Origin of the sequence: Dactylosporangium sp. NPDC005555 (genome assembly GCF_040605635.1) — a bacterium.
Classification (GTDB): Bacteria; Actinomycetota; Actinomycetes; order Mycobacteriales; family Micromonosporaceae; genus Dactylosporangium.
This window is the reverse complement of sequence record NZ_JBEXDG010000003.1, coordinates 175,402-194,179: the sequence shown is the minus strand read 5'-3', so window position 1 is coordinate 194,179 and position 18,778 is coordinate 175,402. Positions and strand designations below refer to the sequence as shown.

18 protein-coding genes and 1 pseudogene are annotated in these 18,778 nt (G+C 72.8%); 12 read left to right on the top strand and 7 right to left on the bottom strand.

Annotated elements, in window-relative coordinates; translation table 11 throughout:
- Positions 1-122: 122 nt before the first annotated feature.
- A pseudogene (gene coaE, locus ABZS58_RS05205) lies at positions 123-692 on the bottom strand (dephospho-CoA kinase); the annotation flags it as partial.
- A 138-nt stretch (positions 693-830) separates the two neighbouring features.
- On the opposite strand from coaE, the gene ABZS58_RS05200 reads away from it, so the two are divergent.
- Complete coding sequence (locus tag ABZS58_RS05200) at positions 831-1,073, top strand: hypothetical protein (RefSeq protein WP_354777771.1); 243 nt, start codon at positions 831-833, stop codon at positions 1,071-1,073.
- A gap of 251 nt (positions 1,074-1,324) precedes the next feature.
- Positions 1,325-2,164: a hypothetical protein gene (locus tag ABZS58_RS05195; protein WP_354777769.1), complete on the top strand. Its 840-nt coding sequence runs from the start codon at positions 1,325-1,327 to the stop codon at positions 2,162-2,164.
- A 4-nt stretch (positions 2,165-2,168) separates the two neighbouring features.
- On the opposite strand, the gene ABZS58_RS05190 is transcribed toward ABZS58_RS05195, so the two are convergent.
- Positions 2,169-2,462: an antibiotic biosynthesis monooxygenase family protein gene (locus tag ABZS58_RS05190; RefSeq protein WP_354777767.1), complete on the bottom strand. Its 294-nt coding sequence runs from the start codon at positions 2,460-2,462 to the stop codon at positions 2,169-2,171.
- Between the two features lie 21 nt (positions 2,463-2,483).
- Here ABZS58_RS05190 and pnuC point away from each other — a divergent pair, with 21 nt between their 5' ends.
- Genes pnuC through ABZS58_RS05155 form a run of 7 tightly spaced genes read left to right on the top strand, consistent with a single transcriptional unit; the run spans position 2,484 to position 9,622 of the window.
- Positions 2,484-3,098, top strand: a complete 615-nt coding sequence (pnuC, locus tag ABZS58_RS05185; RefSeq protein WP_354777765.1) for a nicotinamide riboside transporter PnuC — start codon at positions 2,484-2,486, stop codon at positions 3,096-3,098.
- Positions 3,095-4,192 carry an AAA family ATPase gene (locus ABZS58_RS05180; protein ID WP_354777763.1) on the top strand — a complete coding sequence of 366 codons (1,098 nt, stop codon included), beginning with the start codon at positions 3,095-3,097 and terminating at the stop codon, positions 4,190-4,192. Before pnuC ends, ABZS58_RS05180 begins: the two co-directional genes overlap by 4 nt.
- 10 nt (positions 4,193-4,202) lie before the next feature.
- On the top strand, positions 4,203-5,129 hold the full coding sequence (locus ABZS58_RS05175; protein WP_354777761.1) for an STM4015 family protein: 927 nt from the start codon (positions 4,203-4,205) through the stop codon (positions 5,127-5,129).
- Positions 5,126-6,661 carry an STM4014 family protein gene (locus ABZS58_RS05170; RefSeq protein ID WP_354777759.1) on the top strand — a complete coding sequence of 512 codons (1,536 nt, stop codon included), beginning with the start codon at positions 5,126-5,128 and terminating at the stop codon, positions 6,659-6,661. The genes ABZS58_RS05175 and ABZS58_RS05170 overlap by 4 nt, the downstream gene beginning before the upstream one ends.
- Positions 6,658-7,452, top strand: a complete 795-nt coding sequence (locus ABZS58_RS05165; RefSeq protein WP_354777757.1) for an STM4013/SEN3800 family hydrolase — start codon at positions 6,658-6,660, stop codon at positions 7,450-7,452. Before ABZS58_RS05170 ends, ABZS58_RS05165 begins: the two co-directional genes overlap by 4 nt.
- The gene (locus ABZS58_RS05160; RefSeq protein ID WP_354777755.1) at positions 7,452-8,753 is read left to right on the top strand and encodes an STM4012 family radical SAM protein; all 1,302 of its coding nucleotides are present in this window, start codon (positions 7,452-7,454) and stop codon (positions 8,751-8,753) included. Before ABZS58_RS05165 ends, ABZS58_RS05160 begins: the two co-directional genes overlap by 1 nt.
- The gene (locus ABZS58_RS05155) at positions 8,750-9,622 is read left to right on the top strand and encodes an STM4011 family radical SAM protein (RefSeq protein WP_354777753.1); all 873 of its coding nucleotides are present in this window, start codon (positions 8,750-8,752) and stop codon (positions 9,620-9,622) included. The genes ABZS58_RS05160 and ABZS58_RS05155 overlap by 4 nt, the downstream gene beginning before the upstream one ends.
- A 40-nt stretch (positions 9,623-9,662) precedes the next feature.
- Here ABZS58_RS05155 and typA read toward each other — a convergent pair whose 3' ends face one another.
- Positions 9,663-11,528, bottom strand: coding sequence for a translational GTPase TypA (gene typA, locus ABZS58_RS05150; RefSeq protein WP_354777751.1), 1,866 nt, complete (start codon positions 11,526-11,528; stop codon positions 9,663-9,665).
- Between the two features lie 154 nt (positions 11,529-11,682).
- Between typA and ABZS58_RS05145 the strand changes: the two genes are divergently transcribed.
- Both ABZS58_RS05145 and ABZS58_RS05140 read left to right on the top strand, forming a co-directional pair.
- Positions 11,683-12,576, top strand: coding sequence for a lytic transglycosylase domain-containing protein (locus ABZS58_RS05145; protein WP_354777749.1), 894 nt, complete (start codon positions 11,683-11,685; stop codon positions 12,574-12,576).
- Between the two features lie 11 nt (positions 12,577-12,587).
- Positions 12,588-14,288 (top strand): CocE/NonD family hydrolase, encoded by a 1,701-nt coding sequence (locus tag ABZS58_RS05140; protein WP_354777747.1) that lies wholly within the window; start codon positions 12,588-12,590, stop codon positions 14,286-14,288.
- Here the strand turns inward: ABZS58_RS05140 and ABZS58_RS05135 are convergent.
- Both ABZS58_RS05135 and ABZS58_RS05130 read right to left on the bottom strand, forming a co-directional pair.
- Entirely contained in the window at positions 14,252-14,581 is a 330-nt protein-coding gene (locus tag ABZS58_RS05135; RefSeq protein WP_354777745.1) for a hypothetical protein, read from the bottom strand. The genes ABZS58_RS05140 and ABZS58_RS05135 overlap by 37 nt on opposite strands.
- 4 nt (positions 14,582-14,585) lie before the next feature.
- The gene (locus tag ABZS58_RS05130) at positions 14,586-15,683 is read right to left on the bottom strand and encodes a crosslink repair DNA glycosylase YcaQ family protein (protein ID WP_354777743.1); all 1,098 of its coding nucleotides are present in this window, start codon (positions 15,681-15,683) and stop codon (positions 14,586-14,588) included.
- Positions 15,684-16,330: 647 nt separating this feature from the next.
- Here ABZS58_RS05130 and ABZS58_RS05125 point away from each other — a divergent pair.
- Positions 16,331-16,537, top strand: coding sequence for a hypothetical protein (locus ABZS58_RS05125; protein WP_354777741.1), 207 nt, complete (start codon positions 16,331-16,333; stop codon positions 16,535-16,537).
- Between the two features lie 378 nt (positions 16,538-16,915).
- Here the strand turns inward: ABZS58_RS05125 and ABZS58_RS05120 are convergent, their stop codons facing one another.
- Both ABZS58_RS05120 and ABZS58_RS05115 read right to left on the bottom strand, forming a co-directional pair.
- On the bottom strand, positions 16,916-18,406 hold the full coding sequence (locus ABZS58_RS05120; protein WP_354777739.1) for a DUF6745 domain-containing protein: 1,491 nt from the start codon (positions 18,404-18,406) through the stop codon (positions 16,916-16,918).
- A complete protein-coding gene (locus ABZS58_RS05115) occupies positions 18,406-18,726 on the bottom strand; it encodes a hypothetical protein (protein ID WP_354777737.1) in 321 nt (106 codons plus the stop codon). Before ABZS58_RS05115 ends, ABZS58_RS05120 begins: the two co-directional genes overlap by 1 nt.
- Positions 18,727-18,778: the final 52 nt, after the last annotated feature.

Sequence of the window (18,778 nt, the reverse complement as noted above, 5' to 3'; positions counted from 1 at the left end):
CCGGCGCCAGGTTGCTGCCCCGAGCCCGTCACGGCCGGCGAGCGCACCGTGGTGTGATCGCGCGACACGCGCGACCGGCCGCCGCGAGCGCCCCTGCGTCAACGAGCGCCCCGCAGGGCGGGCCAGGCCGCCGTGACCGCCGCGTCCAGTTCCTCCGGCGTGCCGTCGTTCTCGATCGACACGTCCGCCACCGCCCGCCGCTCCTCGTCCGTGGCCTGCGCCGCGATCCGGGCACGGGCCTCCTCCGGCGTCATGCCGCGGAGCCGCACGAGCCGATCGAGCCGGGTGGGCAGGGACGCGAAGACGACGACGACCAGCTCGTACAGTCGGGACATCCGCTTCTCGACGATGAGCGGCACATCGTTGACGATGACGGCGTCCTGCGGCGCGGCCGCGATCAGCTCCGCGGTCCGCGCCCTGACGAGCGGGTGCACGATGCCCTCGAGGGTGGCGCGTGCCTCGTCGGAGCCGAAGATCCGGCTCGCCATCGCCGCCCGGTCCAGCGCCCCGTCCGGGGTGAGGACGCCGTCGCCGAACGCCTCGACGATCGCGGCCAGCCCGGGCGTGCCGGGCTCCACGACCTCACGGGCGAGGCGGTCCGCGTCGATGACCACGGCGCCGAGCGCGGCCAGCCGGGCCGCCACGGCGCTCTTGCCGGCACCGATGCCGCCGGTCAGCCCCACCATCCTCATCGGTCCATCACAGCAGAGCCGGTGGTCGCGCCGCGCACCGGACAGGTGACCGACCGGCGTGTATGCCGTAAAACCGGCAATTGTAGAGATAACCTCCGTTCTGAGGAAGACCCTCAGAAGGACAAAAACGGGGCGAACATGACACAGGGGCGACACTGCATCGGCCGGCCGGGCCTCGGGCGCCGCGACATCACCATGATCGTGGCGGCCGCGGAGGTCACCGAACGCAGGCCACGGCACCGGCGCGGCCGTTCGGTGCGGCGGGCGACGACCGAGGCCGCCGGGATTCTGGCGGCCGCGGCGGTACTGGCGATGCTCGCCGTCAGCGGCTGGTACACGGCGTCGGGCGCGACCGCGGTCGTGCAGATGCTGGTGCGTTGACCGGAACGTCGACCGCCGCCGTCGCCAAAGGCTGAGCCATCAGCCGTGGCGCGAGGTGCGGGCTGTCAGCGATACTCTGCCCGGGCGAGTGCACGAGTGCCGTGCGCAAGTGCACGAACTGCACCCACGCCGGGACCAGAAGGACACGCTGCATGGAGCCGGGACACCCCCCACGGCAGGATCCACCGACGGAGCCGAGCCACGACCAGGTCAACGGGTCGCCACCGCGACCCGGCAGCCGGCGTGGCTGGATGTCGGACTCGCCGCTCGACGGCGGCTCCGGCTGGCCCACCTCGGCCTACGCGATCGTGCCCCGGCAGGCCACCCCGCAGCCTCCGCCTCCGCCACCCGTCCCTGAGGAAGCGCCCCGGGAAGCAGCGTGGGAAGAGGCTGTCGAAGCGCCGCTTCCGGATCGGCCCAGCCGTCGCTGGCGGATCGCGGCCCTCGTCATCGGCCTGATCGTGCTCGTCGTCGCCGCCGTCGGCGGGGTCCTGGCCACGCGCGGCTCCGGCGGCGACCCCGGGGTCCCGGTCGGTGAGACGCGCGCGGTCACCGCACCCGCGACGCGGGCGACGACACCCGCCGCGACGGTGACCGCCTCGGTGTCCGCGACCCCGAGTCTCGACGCGAGCGGATCGCCGGTGCCCGCGACCAGCGGCACGCCCGGCCCGAGCGCCGTCGTGACCAGCCCCGTGCCGCCGGGCACCGTCACCGACGTGCTGCGGGCCGGCACCGTCCGGATGACCGTCCTCGCCGGGCAGGCGGACGAGACCTTCGACTTCGACAGCGGCGCCAAGCAGGCGTCGGGCGCCGACGTGGCCGCCGGCGCGCTCGGCCTGGCCGCCGTGGGCGGCGCGGCCTTCGCCCCGGTGCTGCAGGCGCCGACCCTCGCCGTCTGTTCGGCGGTCCCGACCGCCCAGTGGACCGACCGGGTCCTGCTCGGCGCGCTGCTGCCCACCACGAAGGTGTGCGTCCGCACCGGGGACCAGCGCTTCGGCTGGTTCAGCCCCCGGTCCGGCGACGCCGTGGTCAGCGGCCGGCTCTACACCACGTACCTCGACTTCACGGTGTGGAAGAAGGCCGGCGACTGACCGCTCAGGCGGGCACGTCGACGAAGTGCTCGACGGTCGGCGCGCCGTCGAAGAACGGCCCGATCAACGTGCGCCACTGCGTGAAGCGGTCGGTGGCGCGGAAGTTGTCCAGGTGCGCGTCGATCGAGTCCCACTCGACCAGCAGCACGAACCGGCTCGCCGACTCGACGCCGCGCGTCATGCGCACCGACCGGCAGCCGGGGGTGGACGCGAGCAGTTCGTGTCCCTTCCTGTACGCGGCTGCGAACTCTTCCTCACGACCGGCGAGCACTTCGATGAGCGCGACTTCCAAGACCATTCGGACAGCGTAGGGGACATCGTGCTCGACTGGCTCACCACCGCCGCCTTCCACGCTTTCGGAGCCCCGACCACGTGGGCGGAGCTGCTGGGCTTCCTGACCGGTCTCGGCACGGTCTGGCTGGTCGTGCGGCAGCACATCGCGAACTGGCCGATCGGGATCGCCAACGTGCTGCTGCTCATGGTCGTGTTCCAGCACATCGGCCTCTACGGCGACGCCTGGCTGCAGGTGGTCTACGTCGTCCTCGGTGCCTACGGCTGGTGGCGCTGGAGGCCCGGTGCCACGACGGTAGTGCGTCGCACGACCCGCGTCGAGTGGGGCGCACTCGTCGTCGCCGGCCTGTTGCTCACCGTGACGCTGTGGTGGTATCTCGACCGGTTCACCGACTCGACCGTGCCGTTGCCGGACGCCGCGACCACCGCGGTGTCGCTGCTCGCGACATACGGGCAGACCCGCCGCCTCGTCGAGAGCTGGTGGCTGTGGATCGCCGTCGATGTCGTCTACGTGCCGCTGTACGGGTACAAGGACCTGTGGCTCACCGCGGTCCTCTACCTCGCGTTCCTCGCCCTCTGCGTCCTCGGGCTGCGCGCCTGGCGGCAGGCGCTCGACGCCCAGCGCGCAACGGTGCCCGCGTGACCCACGGCCTCGTCGTCGGCAAGTTCTACCCGCCGCACGCTGGCCACCACCTCCTGATCGATGCCGCCGCCCGTACGTGCGACCGCGTCACCGTCGTCGTCGCACCCTCGAGCGCGGAGTCCATCCCGCTGCAGATCCGCCTCGAGTGGCTGCGTGAGGTGCACGCGTCCAGCCCGCACGTGCGGTTCGCCGGCGTGTACTGCGACCTGCCCATCGACTACGACGACCCCGACATCTGGCAGGCGCACTATGAGGTGTTCCGTGGCGCCGCCGGTCCGGATCAGGTCGACCTGGTGTTTTCCTCCGAGGCGTACGGCGATGAGCTCGCCCGGCGGTTCGACGCCCGGCACGTGCCGGTCGATCCGGCCAGACTCGGCGCCCCGGTCTCGGGCACGGCGGTGCGCGCTGATCCCGTTGCCAACTGGGCGTTCCTCGCCCCGCCCGTGCGCGGCTGGCTGGCCCGCCGGGTGGTCGTCGTCGGCGCCGAGTCGACCGGCACCACCACCCTGGCGCGTGCCCTGGCCGCCCAGCTCAGGCTGCGCGGCGGAGCGTTCGCCGGCACGCGCTGGGTCCCGGAGTACGGACGGGAGCTCACCGAACTGAAAATGGCCGGCGGCGTGAAGGTCGAGGACCTGGTCTGGGACCGCGAGGACTTCCTGACCGTCGTGCGGGAGCAGAACGCCGCGGAGGACGCCGCCGCGCGTGCCGGCGGGCCGCTGCTCATCTGCGACACCGACGCGTTCGCGACCGCGATCTGGGAGGAACGCTACCTCGGCTCCCCCTCGCCGCAGGTCCGCGCCGCCGCCCGCGAACCGGCCCTGTACCTGCTGACTCCCGACGACGACGTGCCGTTCGAGAACGACGGGATGCGCGACGGCGAACATCTGCGGAGATGGATGACCGGGCGGTTCCGCGCCGAGCTCGCCGCCCGTTGGGTCCCGTGGATCGAGCTCACCGGGACGTACCGGACGCGCCTGCGCACCGCCCTGGCCGCCTGCGACGAACTGCTCGCCCGGGGATGGCGGTTCGCCGCGCCGCAGCTGCCCCGCCGACCTTCAGGGCGGCCGCCGGGAAATGTCGGTGGGTGCTGTTAGGGTCCCGCGCATGAGGCACATCACGACGTTCGCCGGGCTCCCGGTGATGCAGTTCGGTCCCGGCGTCGTCGACAAGCTGGACGCCGAGGGGACCCCGCGCAGCGCCGTCGCGTGGCGGATCGAGACGGACTATGAGGACGGCGAGGACGTGTTCCGCGAGATCCTCGACCGGTGCCTCGACGTCGTGGGCGGCGAGTCCGTCCACGCGCTGGTCATCGGCCAGTGGGGCGAGGCATATGACACCGCGGCGCCGTTGCACCTGCTCGCCGCCGCCCGTGCGCGGCTGCCCCACCTGCGGGCGCTGTTCCTCGGCGAGATGACCGGCGAGGAGTGCGAGATCTCCTGGATCACCCACTCCGACGTGGCGCCGCTGCTCGCCGCGTTCCCGGGGCTGGAGGTCCTGCGCATCCGCGGTGCCACCGGGCTGGGCCTGTCGCCGGTGCGGCACATGCGCCTGCGCGAGCTGGCGGTCGAGAGCGGGGGTCTGCCCACGGGCTTCCTGCGCGGCGTCCTCGACTCGCACCTGCCCGCCCTGACCGACCTGGAGCTGTGGCTCGGCGTGAGCGAATACGGCGGCGACATCACGGCCGACGACCTGGCGCCGGTGTTCAGCGGCGCGGGCCTGCCCCGGCTGCGCCGGCTCGCGCTGCGCAACGCCGAGATCGCCGACCAGATCGCGTCCGCGCTCGCCGGCGCCCCTGTCGTGCCGCGCCTCGAAGAGCTCGACCTGTCCCTGGGCATCCTGTCGGACCGGGGCGCCGAGGCGCTCCTGCTCGGCCAGCCGCTGACCCACCTGCGCAGGCTCGACCTGTCCCACCACTTCATCTCGGCCGAGCTGGCCGACCGGCTCCGGGCCGAGCTGCCCGGCGTCGACGTCGACCTGTCCGACGAGCAGGAGGAGGACGAGGGCGAGCGCTACACGGCAGTGTCGGAATGACCACCGTCATCGTCGTCGGCGTCCCCGGCCACCGGCGGGTCAGGCTGTTCCGTGACGCGGCCGTCGCCGCGGGCCTGCCCGAGCCCACCGTGGTGAGCTGGCGCGACGTCTGCGCCGGCGGCCCTTCGGATGGCGGCGCGATCGGTGGTGCTGGTCGACCTGCCGGCGGTGGCCCTTCGGGTGGCGACGGTCCTGCGGGCGGTGGCGCGTCTGCGGGTGGTGGCGCGATCGGTGGTGCTGGTCAGCCTGCGGGTGGCGGTGCGCGTTCGGGTGTTGTCGGGTCTGTGGGCGGCGGCGGGCCGACGTGGGTGCGGCTGGAGTCGCCGGGCGAGGATGCCGAGATCGACCGGCTGCTGCGGGGCGCGGTGACCGAGGCAGCGCACGGTGAGATCGTCGGGCTGGCCGCGTGGCACCGGGGGTTCGTCGCGGCGGCCCGGTGGGTCGAGGCGTGGGGCCTGCCGATGCTGACGGCGGTGGACGAGCTCGACGTCATGTTCGACAAGCGGCGCTGCCATGCGCTGCTGCGGTCCCGGGGCGTGGCCGTGCCCGCGGCGTTCACGGCGGGCAGCTATGAGGAGATCCGCGACCGGGGCTGGCGGCGGGTGTTCGTCAAACCACCGCACGGATCGTCGGCGTCAGGGGTCATCGCTCTCGCGTTCGGCGGGCCACGGATGAGCGGCGGGTCACGGGAGAGCGCCGGGGTTCCGGGGAGCAGCGGTCCGGAGGACGGCGGGACGCGAGGCGGCGGGGTCCTGGGCAGTGGCGGAGTCCTTGGTATCGACAGGGTCCTTGGTAATGGCGGGTCGCGGGAGAGTGGCGGGGTTTCGGGGAGCAGGGGTTCGGGGGACGGCGGGGCGCGGAGCGGCGGTGGGGTCCTGGGCAGCGGCGGGGCTTCGGGGAGCAGCGGGTCGCCGGGAAGTGGCGGGGGACGGGGCAGCGGCGGAGTTCGGGGAAACGGGCGGGTCAGTGCCTACACGTCCGCGGTCCTCGACGATGGGCGGCTCTACAACGAGCTGCGGGTCCGTCATTACACCGATGAGCGGACCGTTGCCGCGATCATCGACCGGCTCGCTGTGGACGGGTTGCACGTGGAGCGGTGGCTGCCGAAGGCGTCGCATGACGGGCTGGTGTTCGACCTGCGGGTGCTCGTCGTCGCGGGGCGGGTCAGCCACGTCGTCGTGCGCACCGGAGAGTCCCCGATGACCAACCTGCACCTCGGCAACGCCCGTGGCGACCTGCCCGGCGTCCGGGCCGCGGCTGGGGAGGAGCATTGGGCCGCCGCGATGCGCACCTGCGAGGCGGCGGCGGCCTGCTTCCCCGGGACGCTGCATGTCGGTGTCGACCTGATGTTCGGGCGCGACTACAGCACCCACGCGGTCGCCGAGGTCAACGCGTTCGGCGACCTGTTGCCGGGGCTGCTCGTCGACGGCCGCGACACGTACGCCGCGGAGATCGACGCCCTCCTGTCCGGCCGGTTCCCCGTCGCCGGACCCTGCGGGCGTGACGTGGGTGCGTCGGCAGGTGTGCGGTGAAGGCGCTCATCGGCAGTCATGACCTGCTCTTGGTCACGCTCGACACGCTGCGGCACGACGTGGCGGCCGGGGAGCTGGCGGCGGGGCGGACGCCCAACATCGGCAAGGTGCTGCGCGATGGGGCGTGGGAGCGGCGGCACACGCCGGCGTCGTTCACGTATGCGGCGCACCATGCGTTCTTCGGTGGGTTCCTGCCGACGCCGGTGACGCCGGGGCCGCACGAGCGGCCGTTCGCGGCGAGGTTCCCGGGCAGCACGACGGTCGGTGGGCAGACGTGGGAGTTCGACGCACCCGACGTGGTCAGCGGCCTGCGCGCGGCCGGGTACCACACGATCTGCGTCGGCGGGGTCGGCTTCTTCGCGATGACGTCGGCGCAGGGCGGGGTGCTGCCGGGGCTGTTCGACGAGGCGCACTGGACGCGGGAGTTCGGCGTCACCAACCCGGCGTGCTTCGAGGCGCAGCTCGACCGGCTCAAGACGGTGATCCCTGAGCGGGGGCCGCTGTTCACGTTCGTCAACGTTGCCGCCATGCACCAGCCCAACCGGCACTACCTGCCCGGCGCCGCCGAGGACACGGTCGCGTCGCACGCGGCGGCACTGGGGTATGTCGACCGGCACCTGCCGGCGCTGTTCGGGCTGGTCACGTCGCGGGGGCGGCCCTGCCACGTGATCATGTGCAGCGACCATGGCACGGCGTACGGGGAGGACGGGCACACCGGGCACCGGTTCGCGCACGAGGTGGTGTGGACGGTGCCGTACGCGGAGTTCACGCTCGAGCCGGGGGAGTGGTGATGCTCGGTTCGCCGTATCAGGGGTATCTGTACGCGTACCCGCACAAAACCGCGTACCGGCCGCTGCGCCCGAGGCCGAGGCTCGCCGACGTGTGGGCCGCGGAGCCGGTGGACGCGTTGTTCCTGTACGTCCACGTGCCGTTCTGCGAGATGCGGTGCGGGTTCTGCAACCTCTTCACCCGCGCCGGCCCGCCCGAGGAGCAGGTCACCGCATACCTCGACCAGCTGCGCCGGCAGACGGACCGGGTCGCGGCGGCGGTGCCGGACGCGTCGTACGCGCGGGCCGCGATCGGCGGCGGGACCCCGACGTATCTGACCGCGGCGGAGCTGACCGGTCTGTTCGACGTTCTGGGCGAGACCGGGCTGCCGGCCGTGCCGACCTCGGTCGAGACGTCGCCCGCCACCGCGACCGCCGACCGCCTCGCGGTGCTGCTGGAGCGCGGCACGACCAGGGTCAGCATCGGCGTGCAGAGCTTCCTCGACGCCGAGGCGCACGCCGCCGGCCGGCCGCAGCACCGCGCCGAGGTCGACCGCGCGCTGGACACGATCCGCGCCGCCGGGCCGGTCGAGCTCAACATCGACCTCATCTACGGCATCCCCGGGCAGACCGTGCAGACGTGGACGGAGTCGCTGCGCGCCGCGCTGACCTGGCGGCCCGAGGAGCTCTACCTGTACCCGCTGTACGTGCGCCCGATGACCGGCCTCGGCCGGCGCGCGCCCGGTGCCCCCGACCCGGAGTGGGACGCGCAGCGGTTGCGGCTCTACCGGCACGCCGTGGACCTGCTCGCCGACGCCGGCTACGAGCAGCAGTCGATGCGCGCGTTCCGCCGGCGCGACGCGCCGCCGGCCGGAGATCCCGGCGGGCCGGCGTACTGCTGCCAGGACGACGGGATGGTCGGACTGGGGTGCGGGGCCAGGTCGTACACGACGGAACTGCACTATTCGTTCGACTACGCGGTGAGCGTCCGGCAGGTCCGCGGCATCCTGGACGACTACCTGCGCAGACCGGCGGAGGACTTCGACTTCGCCGAGGTCGGGTTCGCGCTGGACGGCACCGAGCAGCGCCGCCGCTGGCTGCTCAAGTCGTTGCTCCGCACGTCGGGCGTCGATCCGGCCGGGTACGCACAACGGTTCGGCACCGGCGTGGACGACGACTTCCCGGCGCTCGGACGGCTCCGCGACACCGGCCACCTCCACGGGCACAAGCTCACGGAGGAAGGGCTCGCGTATTCGGACGCGATCGGCCCCTGGCTCGTCTCCGCCGACGTCCGCGCCGCCATGACGGAACACGTGCCGCGATGAAGATCCTCTACCGGGGCCCGCTGGCGAGCTGCAACTACGACTGCCCGTACTGCCCGTTCGCCAAGCGGCGCGACCCACCCGGACTGCTGCGCGAAGACCGCAAGGCCCTGGAGCGGTTCGTCGGCTGGGTCGCGGCGCATCCCGGCGAGCCGATCGAGGTGCTGTTCACGCCGTGGGGTGAGGGGCTGACGCGGACCTGGTACCGCGACGCGCTCATACGACTGTCGCACCTGCCGCACGTGGGGCGGGCCGCGATCCAGACCAACCTCGCGGGACGGCTCGGCTGGGTCGCCGGCGCCGACCCGGACACGCTGGCGCTGTGGTGCACCTACCACCCCGGTCAGGTGGCGCGGGACAGGTTCCTGGCGCAGCTCGCGGTCCTGCGGCGGCACGGGATCCGGCACTCGGTCGGCGTGGTCGGCCTGCCGGAGCACCTCGCGGAGGCGGTGGCGCTGCGGGAGACGTTGCCGCCCGACGTGTACCTGTGGGTCAACGCCGCCGACGGGCACACGTACGCGCCGGAGGAAGAAGCGGCGTGGACGGGCGTCGACCCGTTGTTCGGCTACAGCGTCAGACCGCACCCGTCGCGGGGCGCCGCCTGCCGCACCGGCGACGAGGTGATCTCCGTGCTGGGCGACGGCACGGTCCGCCGCTGTCACTTCGTGCCGGACCGGCTCGGCAACCTGTACGACGGGACCTGGCAGCGGACCAGGGAACCCTGCCCGAAGGGTGAGTGCGACTGCCACATCGGCTACGTCCACCTGCGGACCCTGCCGCTGTACGACGTGTTCGCCGGCGGGATCCTCGAACGCGTCCCCCACGAACGGCCACTCTGGTCCGTTCCGCAGGGGGCCCTGACAGACACGTGAGGGGCCGCCGGTCGCGGCGGCCCCTCACGGAAAGACGACGTCAGGCGTGCGCCCGCTTCCGGGCGGAGCGCTCGCGGTCCTTCTGGTCGAGCATGACCTTGCGGATGCGGACCGCGGTCGGGGTGACCTCGACGCACTCGTCCTCGCGGCAGAACTCCAGAGCCTGCTCCAGGGTGAGCCTGCGCGGCGGGATCAGCTTCTCCGTCTCGTCGGACGCCGACGAGCGCATGTTCGTGAGCTTCTTCTCCTTGGTGATGTTGACGTCCATGTCGTCGGCGCGGGAGTTCTCGCCGACGATCATGCCCTCGTACACCTCGGTGGTGGGCTCGATGAACATGGAGCCGCGCTCCTGCAGGTTCATCATCGCGAACGGGGTCGCGACGCCCGCCCGGTCGGCGACGAGGGAGCCGGTGGCCCGCATGCGCAGCTCGCCGAACCACGGCTCGTACTTCTCGAAGACGTGGTGCAGGATGCCGGTGCCGCGGGTGTCGGTGAGGAACTCGGTCCGGAAGCCGATGAGGCCACGCGCCGGGACCAGCCACTCCATCCGGATCCAGCCGGTGCCGTGGTTGACCATCTGCTCCATGCGGCCCTTGCGGGTGGCGAGCAGCTGGGTGATCGCGCCGAGGTATTCCTCCGGGGCGTCGATCGTGAGGCGCTCGACCGGCTCGTGCACCTTGCCGTCGACCTCACGGGTGACGACCTGCGGCTTGCCGACGGTCAGCTCGTAGCCCTCGCGGCGCATCTGCTCGACGAGGATGGCGAGGGCGAGCTCGCCACGGCCCTGGACCTCCCACGTGTCGGGGCGCTCGGTCGGCAGGATGCGCAGCGACACGTTGCCGACCATCTCGCGGTCGAGGCGGTCCTTGACCAGGCGGGCGGTGACCTTCGTGCCCTTGACCTTGCCTGCGAGGGGCGACTGGTTTGTGCCGATGGTCATCGAGATCGCCGGCTCGTCGACGGTGATGAGGGGCAGCGCGACCGGGTTCTCCGCGTCGGCGAGGGTCTCGCCGATCATGATCTCGGGGATGCCGGCGAGCGCGATGATGTCGCCCTGCCCGGCCTCCTCGGCCGGCTTGCGCTCCAGGCCCTGGGTCATCAGCAGCTCGGAGATCCGGACATTCTGCACGGTGCCGTCGGTGCGGATCCAGGCGACGGTCTGACCCTTGCGGATCGTGCCCTCGCGGACCCGGCACAGCGCGAGGCGGCCGAGGAACGGCGACGCGTCGAGGTTGGTGACGTGTGCCTGCAGCGGCGCGCCCTCCGTGTAGGCCGGGGCGGGGATCGTGTTGAGCAGCGTCTGGAACAGCGGCTGCAGGTCGTCGCTGTCGGCCGGGACGGTGCCGTCCTCCGGCTGGTTCAGCGACGCGACGCCGTCGCGGGCGCACGCGTAGACGATCGGGAAATCGATCTGGTGCTCGTCGGCGTCGAGGTCGAGGAAGAGCTCATACGTCTCGTCGATGACCTCCTTGATCCGCGCGTCGGGGCGGTCCACCTTGTTGATCACCAGGATGATCGGGAGGCGGGCCTTCAGCGCCTTGCGGAGCACGAACCGGGTCTGCGGCAGCGGGCCCTCGCTGGCGTCGACGAGCAGGACCACGCCGTCGACCATGGTCAGGCCGCGCTCGACCTCACCGCCGAAGTCGGCGTGGCCGGGCGTGTCGATGATGTTGATCGTGGTCGGGTCGCCGCCGTCGGCAGGGACGTAGCGCACGGCGGTGTTCTTCGCGAGAATGGTGATGCCCTTCTCGCGCTCCAGGTCCATCGAGTCCATCACCCGGTCGACCTGCTCCGCGCGCGCGTGGAACGCGCCGCTCTGCCGCAGCATCGCGTCGACAAGGGTGGTCTTGCCGTGGTCGACGTGAGCGACGATGGCGACGTTGCGGAGGTCTGCGCGGGTCTGCATGACCTCCATTGTTCCAGGCGCTCCCGACGCGCCGTCACGCACAGTGCGCGATGTGACGTTCCGCGCCCTCATTCATCGAAACCGGGCCCTCCGGCGTCATAGGGACAGCGGGCCGGCACGGTCCGCGATAGCGTGCCAGCACGGGGAGGCATCGATGAGCTACGGCAGCTTCTATGACGACGACCAGACCGCTGAACAGCCCTGGGGCGTTGAGGAGGACCGGCCGCGCAAGCGGCGCACCGGCCTGATCTTCCTGCTCGGTGCGCTGGTCGTGGTCGGCCTGGTGGCCGTCGGCGGGTTCGTCGTGCTCGCCAAGGGCAAGGACCCGGTCCCGGCCTCGGCGCAGGGCCGCGCGTCGAAGTCGGCGGCACCGCCCAGTGACGAGCTCGAGGAGATCGTGGCGACCACGTCGGCCCCGCCGCCGAGCCCGACGCCGTCGGCCACCCCGTCGAAGCCGCCGGCGACGAAGAAGTCGATCGCGCCGCCGAAGCAGACCGCGCTGCCCCCGCCGCCGCCGAAGGTCAGCACCAAGCCCGGCTGCCAGCCCACGTACAAGGGCACCCAGCTGCCGAAGTCGACGGTGCGCGAATATCTCGACGCGGCGTCCGAGAAGCAGTTCTGGGGCGGCAACACCCCCGCCGAGGTGCAGGCCATCAAGGTTCCGAAGCGGCTGATGTACGGCGTCGCCGACCAGGAGAGCGGCTGGCAGTCCAACATCTACGCGTGCGACAAGGGCGTCGGCGTCATGCAGGTCATGCCCGACACCGAGACCTGGATGAACCAGCGCTTCGGCACCAGCTGGAAGATCGACACCCCGAAGGACAACGTGATGCTCGGCGGGCAGTACCTCGCCTGGGCGATCCGCTACTTCGGCGAGCAGCTCGGCACGTTCGACATGTCCGACCCGACCCTGCTCAACGCGGTGATCTCCGCGTACAACAACGGCGCCGGCGCGGTGGACCTGACCAAGGGTGACGCGGGCATCACCAACTGGAGTTACGTCAACAACGTCAAGGCGCTCATGGGACGCTGCTGCAACAACTACTAACGTAGAGCGGCATGAGGCTCGACCCGGTAGGCCGACTGCTGAAGCTGCCACCCGCGCTGACCGGACGGGTCCGCGTCACCAAGGGCATCCCCGTCCGGATGCGCGACGGCGTGATCCTGCGCGCCGACCACTACGGCCCGGCGATCGAGGCCGAGCTGCCCACGGTGCTGGTGCGCACGCCCTACGGCCGGGGTGCGCCCACCAGCGTGCTGTGCCGGGCGGTCGCGCAGCGCGGCTTCAACGTGCTCATCCAGTCGTGCCGCGGGACTGCCGACTCCGGCGGCACGTTCGAGCCGCTGCTGCAGGAGCGCGAGGACGGCCTCGACACCCTCGACTGGCTGCGGTTGCAGCGATGGTACGACGGGCGCCTCCTCACCTACGGCCCCAGCTACGTCGGCTTCGTGCAGTGGGCCCTCGCGGCCGAGGCGGGCGACGAGCTCAAGGCCATGGCCACGATCGTCACCGCCTCCGACTTCGGCCCGCCCACCTACGCGGGCGGTGCCTTCTCCCTCGACACGGTCCTCACCTGGTCGGCGATCCTCGACGCGCAGCGTGGCCCGCGGCTGGAGAACGCGGTCGAGCTGCTGCGCGGCCAGCCGAGACTGCAGCGCGGCCTGGCCCGGGTGCCCCTGGCCGAGGCGGACCGCATCACCACCGGCGCGGAGATCGAGTTTTTCCAGCGCTGGCTCGCCGAGGCCGACCCCACCTCCTCCTACTGGACCCAGCGCGGCCACACCCACAGCCTCCCGAAGGTCACCGCGCCGGTCCTGATGATAGGTGGCTGGTATGACATCTTCCTGCCCTGGCAACTGGCCGACTACACGGCGCTACGGGCGGCGGGGCTCCGGCCGCACCTGACCGTCGGCCCGTGGAACCACGGCAGCGCCGGGCTGTTCCAGCACTCCGCAGCCGAGGCCGTCGCCTGGTTCCGGGCACACACCGGCGGCCCGGAGCGCATCCGCGAGCGCCCCGTCCGCGTCCATGTCGGAGGCACGGCCGCGTGGCGCGAGCTGCCGGAATGGCCACCCGCTTCGAGCGCGACGCAGCACTGGTACATGCGGCGAAACGGAAACCTGAGCACCGCTGCCGAACCGGCGGGCGCGCACCTGGAGGGGTTCACCTACGACCCGAGGAACCCGACGCCGGCGCTCGGCGGCCCGCGGCTCGTCAGCAAGATCGCCGGTCGGCGCGACAACCGGCCCCTCGAGGACCGGCCGGACGTGCTGACATTCACGTCCGAGCCCCTGGAGGAGGCCATGGAGGTGATCGGCCCGGTCTCCGCGGACGTCACCGTCCAGGCGACCTGCGTCCGTCCGGACGGTTCGGCGCCCTCGACCCGCGACCTGGTGCCGTATTTCGACGTGTTCGTCCGGCTGTGCGAGGTCGACGAGCAGGACCGCTCGTGGAACATCTGCGACGGCCTCGCCCGCGCCTCGGCCGGCTCGGACGCCGACGGGGTCGCGGTGCGGGTGGAGCTGTGGCCGACCGCCTACCGGTTCGCGGCCGGTCGCCGCATCCGGGTGCAGGTCAGCGGGGGTGCGCACCCCCGCTTCTCCCGCAACCCGGGCACCGGTGCGCCGCTCGGCCATGAGCTGGAGCTGCGCGCCGTCCGGCAGGCGATCCTGTCGCCGTCGTCGATCAGCCTGCCGGTGTCGCCGATCAGCCTGCCGGTCGCTCAGTCCTGGAACGTGGACGGACCCACGTCCGTGTAGGTGCCCGAGTCGGCGTCCCACTCGAACTGCCGGCCCTCGGAGCCGGCACTGACGATCTTGCCGAACGCCGGGTAGCGCTCGACGAGCCACTCCAGGTCGGGCATGAGCAGCTCGCCCGCGTCGGCGAGCTGCTCGTCGGTCTCGTCGCCGACCAGCAGGTTCCACCCGCTGGCCTTCCGTCCGTCGGGCGCGGCCGGCAGAGTGGCGTCCTCGGGGTCGTGATACACGTAGCCGGGGAGCAGCGACTCGTCCTCCACCAGCCGCCGCGACGCGAACGCGATCAAGTAGCTCATGTGCTCAAGTATCCCCACGCTCGACCGTGACCTCGGCGGTGGGGATGCCCCGCGCCGCCGCCAGCCACTGCGCCTCCTCGTCGACCGCGGCCAGCACCGTCTTCCGCGGCGCCGCCCACGCTGTCACGGTCACCGCGAGCCGCTTGCCCGCCACCTTGGCCCGCCACGACCCGGCGAGGTCCCCGTCGACGAGCAACGCGCCAGGATTGCCGAGGACGCGCCAGACCTCCTGCTCCTTTGCTTTGTCCGGCGTCAGTACCGACCGGTCGCGCGCCTGCAGGAACGGGTCCGACGCGGGCAGCAGCCGCACGCCGTCCACCGGCTCGGCGTCGAGCAGTCGCTGCCGGTCCTCCTCGGGTATCCACGCCTTGCGCCCGTCGACGCTCACCTCGGCCAGCCCGCCGGGCCACGCGGGCCTGATCGCCGTGACGGTCGTGCCGAGATACTTCGCGACATCCCCCGGCGACGCGGGTCCCAGCAGTTTGAGGTACGCGCGGATGAGCGCTTCCGGGTCGCCCGGCCCGTCCGGGACGGTCATGGGCTCGTCCAGCGGCACGATCACCGTCTGCGGCGCGTCCTCATCGAGGTGTACCCCACCGGCGAGGCCGGCCTGCTGGAAGATCGAACCCGCGATGTGGCGCGCCTTGCACGGACCGCAGTAATAGGTCAACGCCTCCGGGACGCGGTCGCTGACGCTCCGGCTCGCGTCGCCTTTGGACGTCGGCCCCGTGATGGCGGCCGCGAACGCCTCGGCCGTCGCCCGGAACGCCGCGATCCCGAGCCTGCCGCCGTCCGGGATCTGCCTGCTGCCGAACCGCGCCTCCGCGTCGGCGTCACTGACCGGCCACAGCGCCTCGACCAGCCTCGGCAGGTCCGCCCGCCGGTGCAGGTGCCGCGCGCCTCTGGTCGACCACACCATTGCCAGGGGTCCGTCGAACCTGCTCGTCCGCGCGGCGAGTGCCTGCCGCGCCGTCCCGGCGGGCACGTTGGCCACGCCGAGGTCGAGGATCTCCAGGTCTGCGGGGTCGGTGCCGACCCGCTCGTGCAGCTGGTTGGTCACGACCCGGTACGCGAGCACCTTCGCCCGCCCGACGCTAGCCATCGCCCCATTCTCGTGCCACCCACCCACCCCCGCACGCCCAACACCGTCCCGGCAGGAGACGGCGCGGCCTCAGCCCACACTCCACGACGAACGGTTTCGAGTTCGGGCTCGGCCGGCCGCCCCGCGCCGGGCGACGGTCGCCCGGGTAGGCCGGAAGGGTCGGAAGGTGCAGAAGATGGAGAAGGGGCGGAGCGGCACTGGGCGACACGGCGCGCGGATGCCGGGCCTGGCGGCGACCGGTCCGGACACGGTGAACGGGGAGGTGACAGGCAGATCGCACCCGGTGCCTGCAGGCGCGGCGGGTGCGACGGCTCAGTGCCGGGGGGACGCGGGTGGTGCGCCGGGCATCGGGTGCTGTCGTGCCTGGGCGGCCGCCGGACGCGGAACGCGGCAGGAAAGTGGAGCGACGCCGGGCGACGCGCCGCGGGGAACGGCGGTGGAGCCGGGAACGGCGAAGGACGGATGCGGCGGCGCCGGCGCGAGACGGACGTGAGGGCGGCCGGTGGTCCCTTGCGCGAGGGCGGACGTGAGGGCGGGCCGGGTAGTGCCTTGCGTGAGGTGGACGTGAGGGCGACCGGTGGTGCCTTGCGTGAGGGCGGGCCGGGTGGTGCCTTGCGTGAGGTGGGCGTGAGGCGGACGATCGTCGTATGACCAGTGCGGCGGACGGTGAGGGCGGCGAGATCAGGTTCACCGATCCCGAGATGGCGTTTCTGCGACATGTGAGGTTCGGGGAGCTGCCCGCCCGGGTCCGCCCTTCCGACATGGTCGAGCTGGCCGAGACCGATCCACGGCGGGACTGGCCTGACAGCGGGCCCAGCCGGGAACAGACCGACGCCCAACGGGCCGGAGGCTGAGCCCGGCGCCCAGCCGGCCCGGTCCGATGCCGCCGCTCGTCGGCGGCTGAGGCCGAGGCCCGACGACGTGGCCGGCAGCGTGACCGATGTGGCCCCGGGGTCGCGCGGGTGACCGCGCCGCCTCCCGAGGCGCTGGCCGCCATCGGTGCGACCCGACTCGGGCAGCACCGACTCGCGGACGTCCGACTTCCTGGCCGCGCTGACCTGCTGGCCGCGCTGACCTGCTGGCCGCGCTGACTCACGGACGCCCGACTCCAGGGGTGCGCCGACTCTCGGGGGCGCACCGATCTGCTGGCGGCCCCGTCCCGACGCCCGTCCGGGCAAGGGGCATCGCCGCCCCGCCGCGCCAGGACCGCTGACGGTCGAGGACAACGGCTGTCAGGTCTGGACCAGGGGGTGATACTCCTCCTCGGTGAGGCCGAAGGTCCAGGCGACCCCCTCGCGCGGGGTGCGGGTGGTCGGGGGAACGCGGAGCCAGTAGACACGGCTGGTGCCGTCGGGCTCCGGGGTGCTGTTGATGACCTCGACCATGGTGAGGGGCTCGTCGTCGTTGAAGCGGAGCTGCCACAGAACGCCGCAGGCGTCGGAGCCGAGGCGGCGGGCGCCGGCCTCGCGGAGATACCGCTCGTAGCCGAAGTGCTCGAGCATGACGCGGCGGAGCTCGGCGTTGCGCTCGGCGGCGATCTGGGCGTGGGTCAGGTGGGCGAGGCGGTGGACGAGGTCGGAAGGGATCGGCATGCCGCGCCAGGCGTGCAGGGCGAAGCCGTCGCTGTAGCGCAGGGCTGGGGTCTCGGCGGCGTGCAGGCGGCCGACGTTGTCGCGGTGCAGCTCGTCGGGGCGGTCGGTGAGGATGGCGACGTTGGCATACGGCCACCACCAGCCGGTCGACCTGGCGACCCCGGCGAGGCCGGCGAGGCGCTGGGCCGCGCGCAGCACCACCCCCGCCGCCTCCCCGTTGCAACCGGCCGAAGCGCCGTCGCCCGGCCCGCTGCCCGCCTGAGCAGGCACCCGCCGAACAGCGTCACCCCTCGACGCGCCGCCGTGAACAGCGCCGCCGTGAACAGCGCCGCCGTGAGCAGCGCCGCCGTGAGCAGTGCCGCCCCAGGAAGCGTCGGCCCGCGAAGCGGGGAGCGAGGAGCCGGCGGTGTCGGCGCGGGAGGCGGCGGCGTCGAAGGCCGCGAGCCAGCCCGCGTCGTGCTGGCCGCCGGCCGCGTCGAGCAGCACGGCGCGCACATGGGTGGGCAGCTCGTTGCGCAGGTGGGTGCGCAACGGCGTGGCGACGCGGTCGTTCACCATCCGCCAGACGTCGGCGCCGCACGCCGCCCAGAGCCGGGCCCAGCCGTCGGGCCCGAGCGACCCGTGCACCTCGGCGCGGGCCGCGGCCCACGGCGCGGTGCGGACGGCGGCGCGGACCGACACGCCGGCCGTGCCGGGCGACGGCGGGCAACCCTGCGCGCGCAGCTGCTCGGCGACGATCGCGTCGTCGTCGCCGAGCGCGGCGATCGTGGCGACGGGACCGGCATCGTGCAGGTTGACGCCCGCACGGGCGTCACGCCGGGCCGCGTCGGTGGGCAGGGTGAGCCCGGCCCGGGCCGCCCGGCGGGCGGCAGCGGTCAACGGGCGGGCCGGCCCGGGCAGGTCGCGGCGGCCGGTGAGCAGGGCCGCGGCCCTGGCGCCCCCGGCCGGCGAGGAGAACCACACGATGTGCGCCGGCTCGGGCAGCCCGGCCGAGCGATACGCCAGGCTGACCGCGTCGGCGGCCGCGTCGCGGTCGGCGGGCGTGGTGGACAGGCCCGCGGCGAGCCACTTGGCCGCGTTGGCGCCCAGCGCCGCGGCGCTGGTCTCGTCGGTGAGCGGGGTCGTGGTCATCAGTCGGCCACCGGACGCCACGAGCCCGGCACGTATTCGCGCTGGCGGACGATCCGATAGGACCCGGCGGGGATCGCGATCGTGCCGTGCTCCTCGTGCACGACGCGGGCCCGGGTCACGATCTTCACGAAGAGACGGTCGATGTCGTCGCGGTCGGCGAGCAGCAGCGTGTCGGGGCCGACGATCACGTGGGCGTGGCCGGTGGCCTCCCCGCGGGCGAGGATCATGCGGCCGGAGCGGTCGCGCGGGGCGGGCACCGCGGTCAGCGGCACCTCGCCGGCGGCGATGGGCACCAGCAGGACGTCACCTTGTCGATACACGGCCGGACCTCCCAAGCGGGAAAAGACAGATGTTCGAACCAGCACCCCGCAC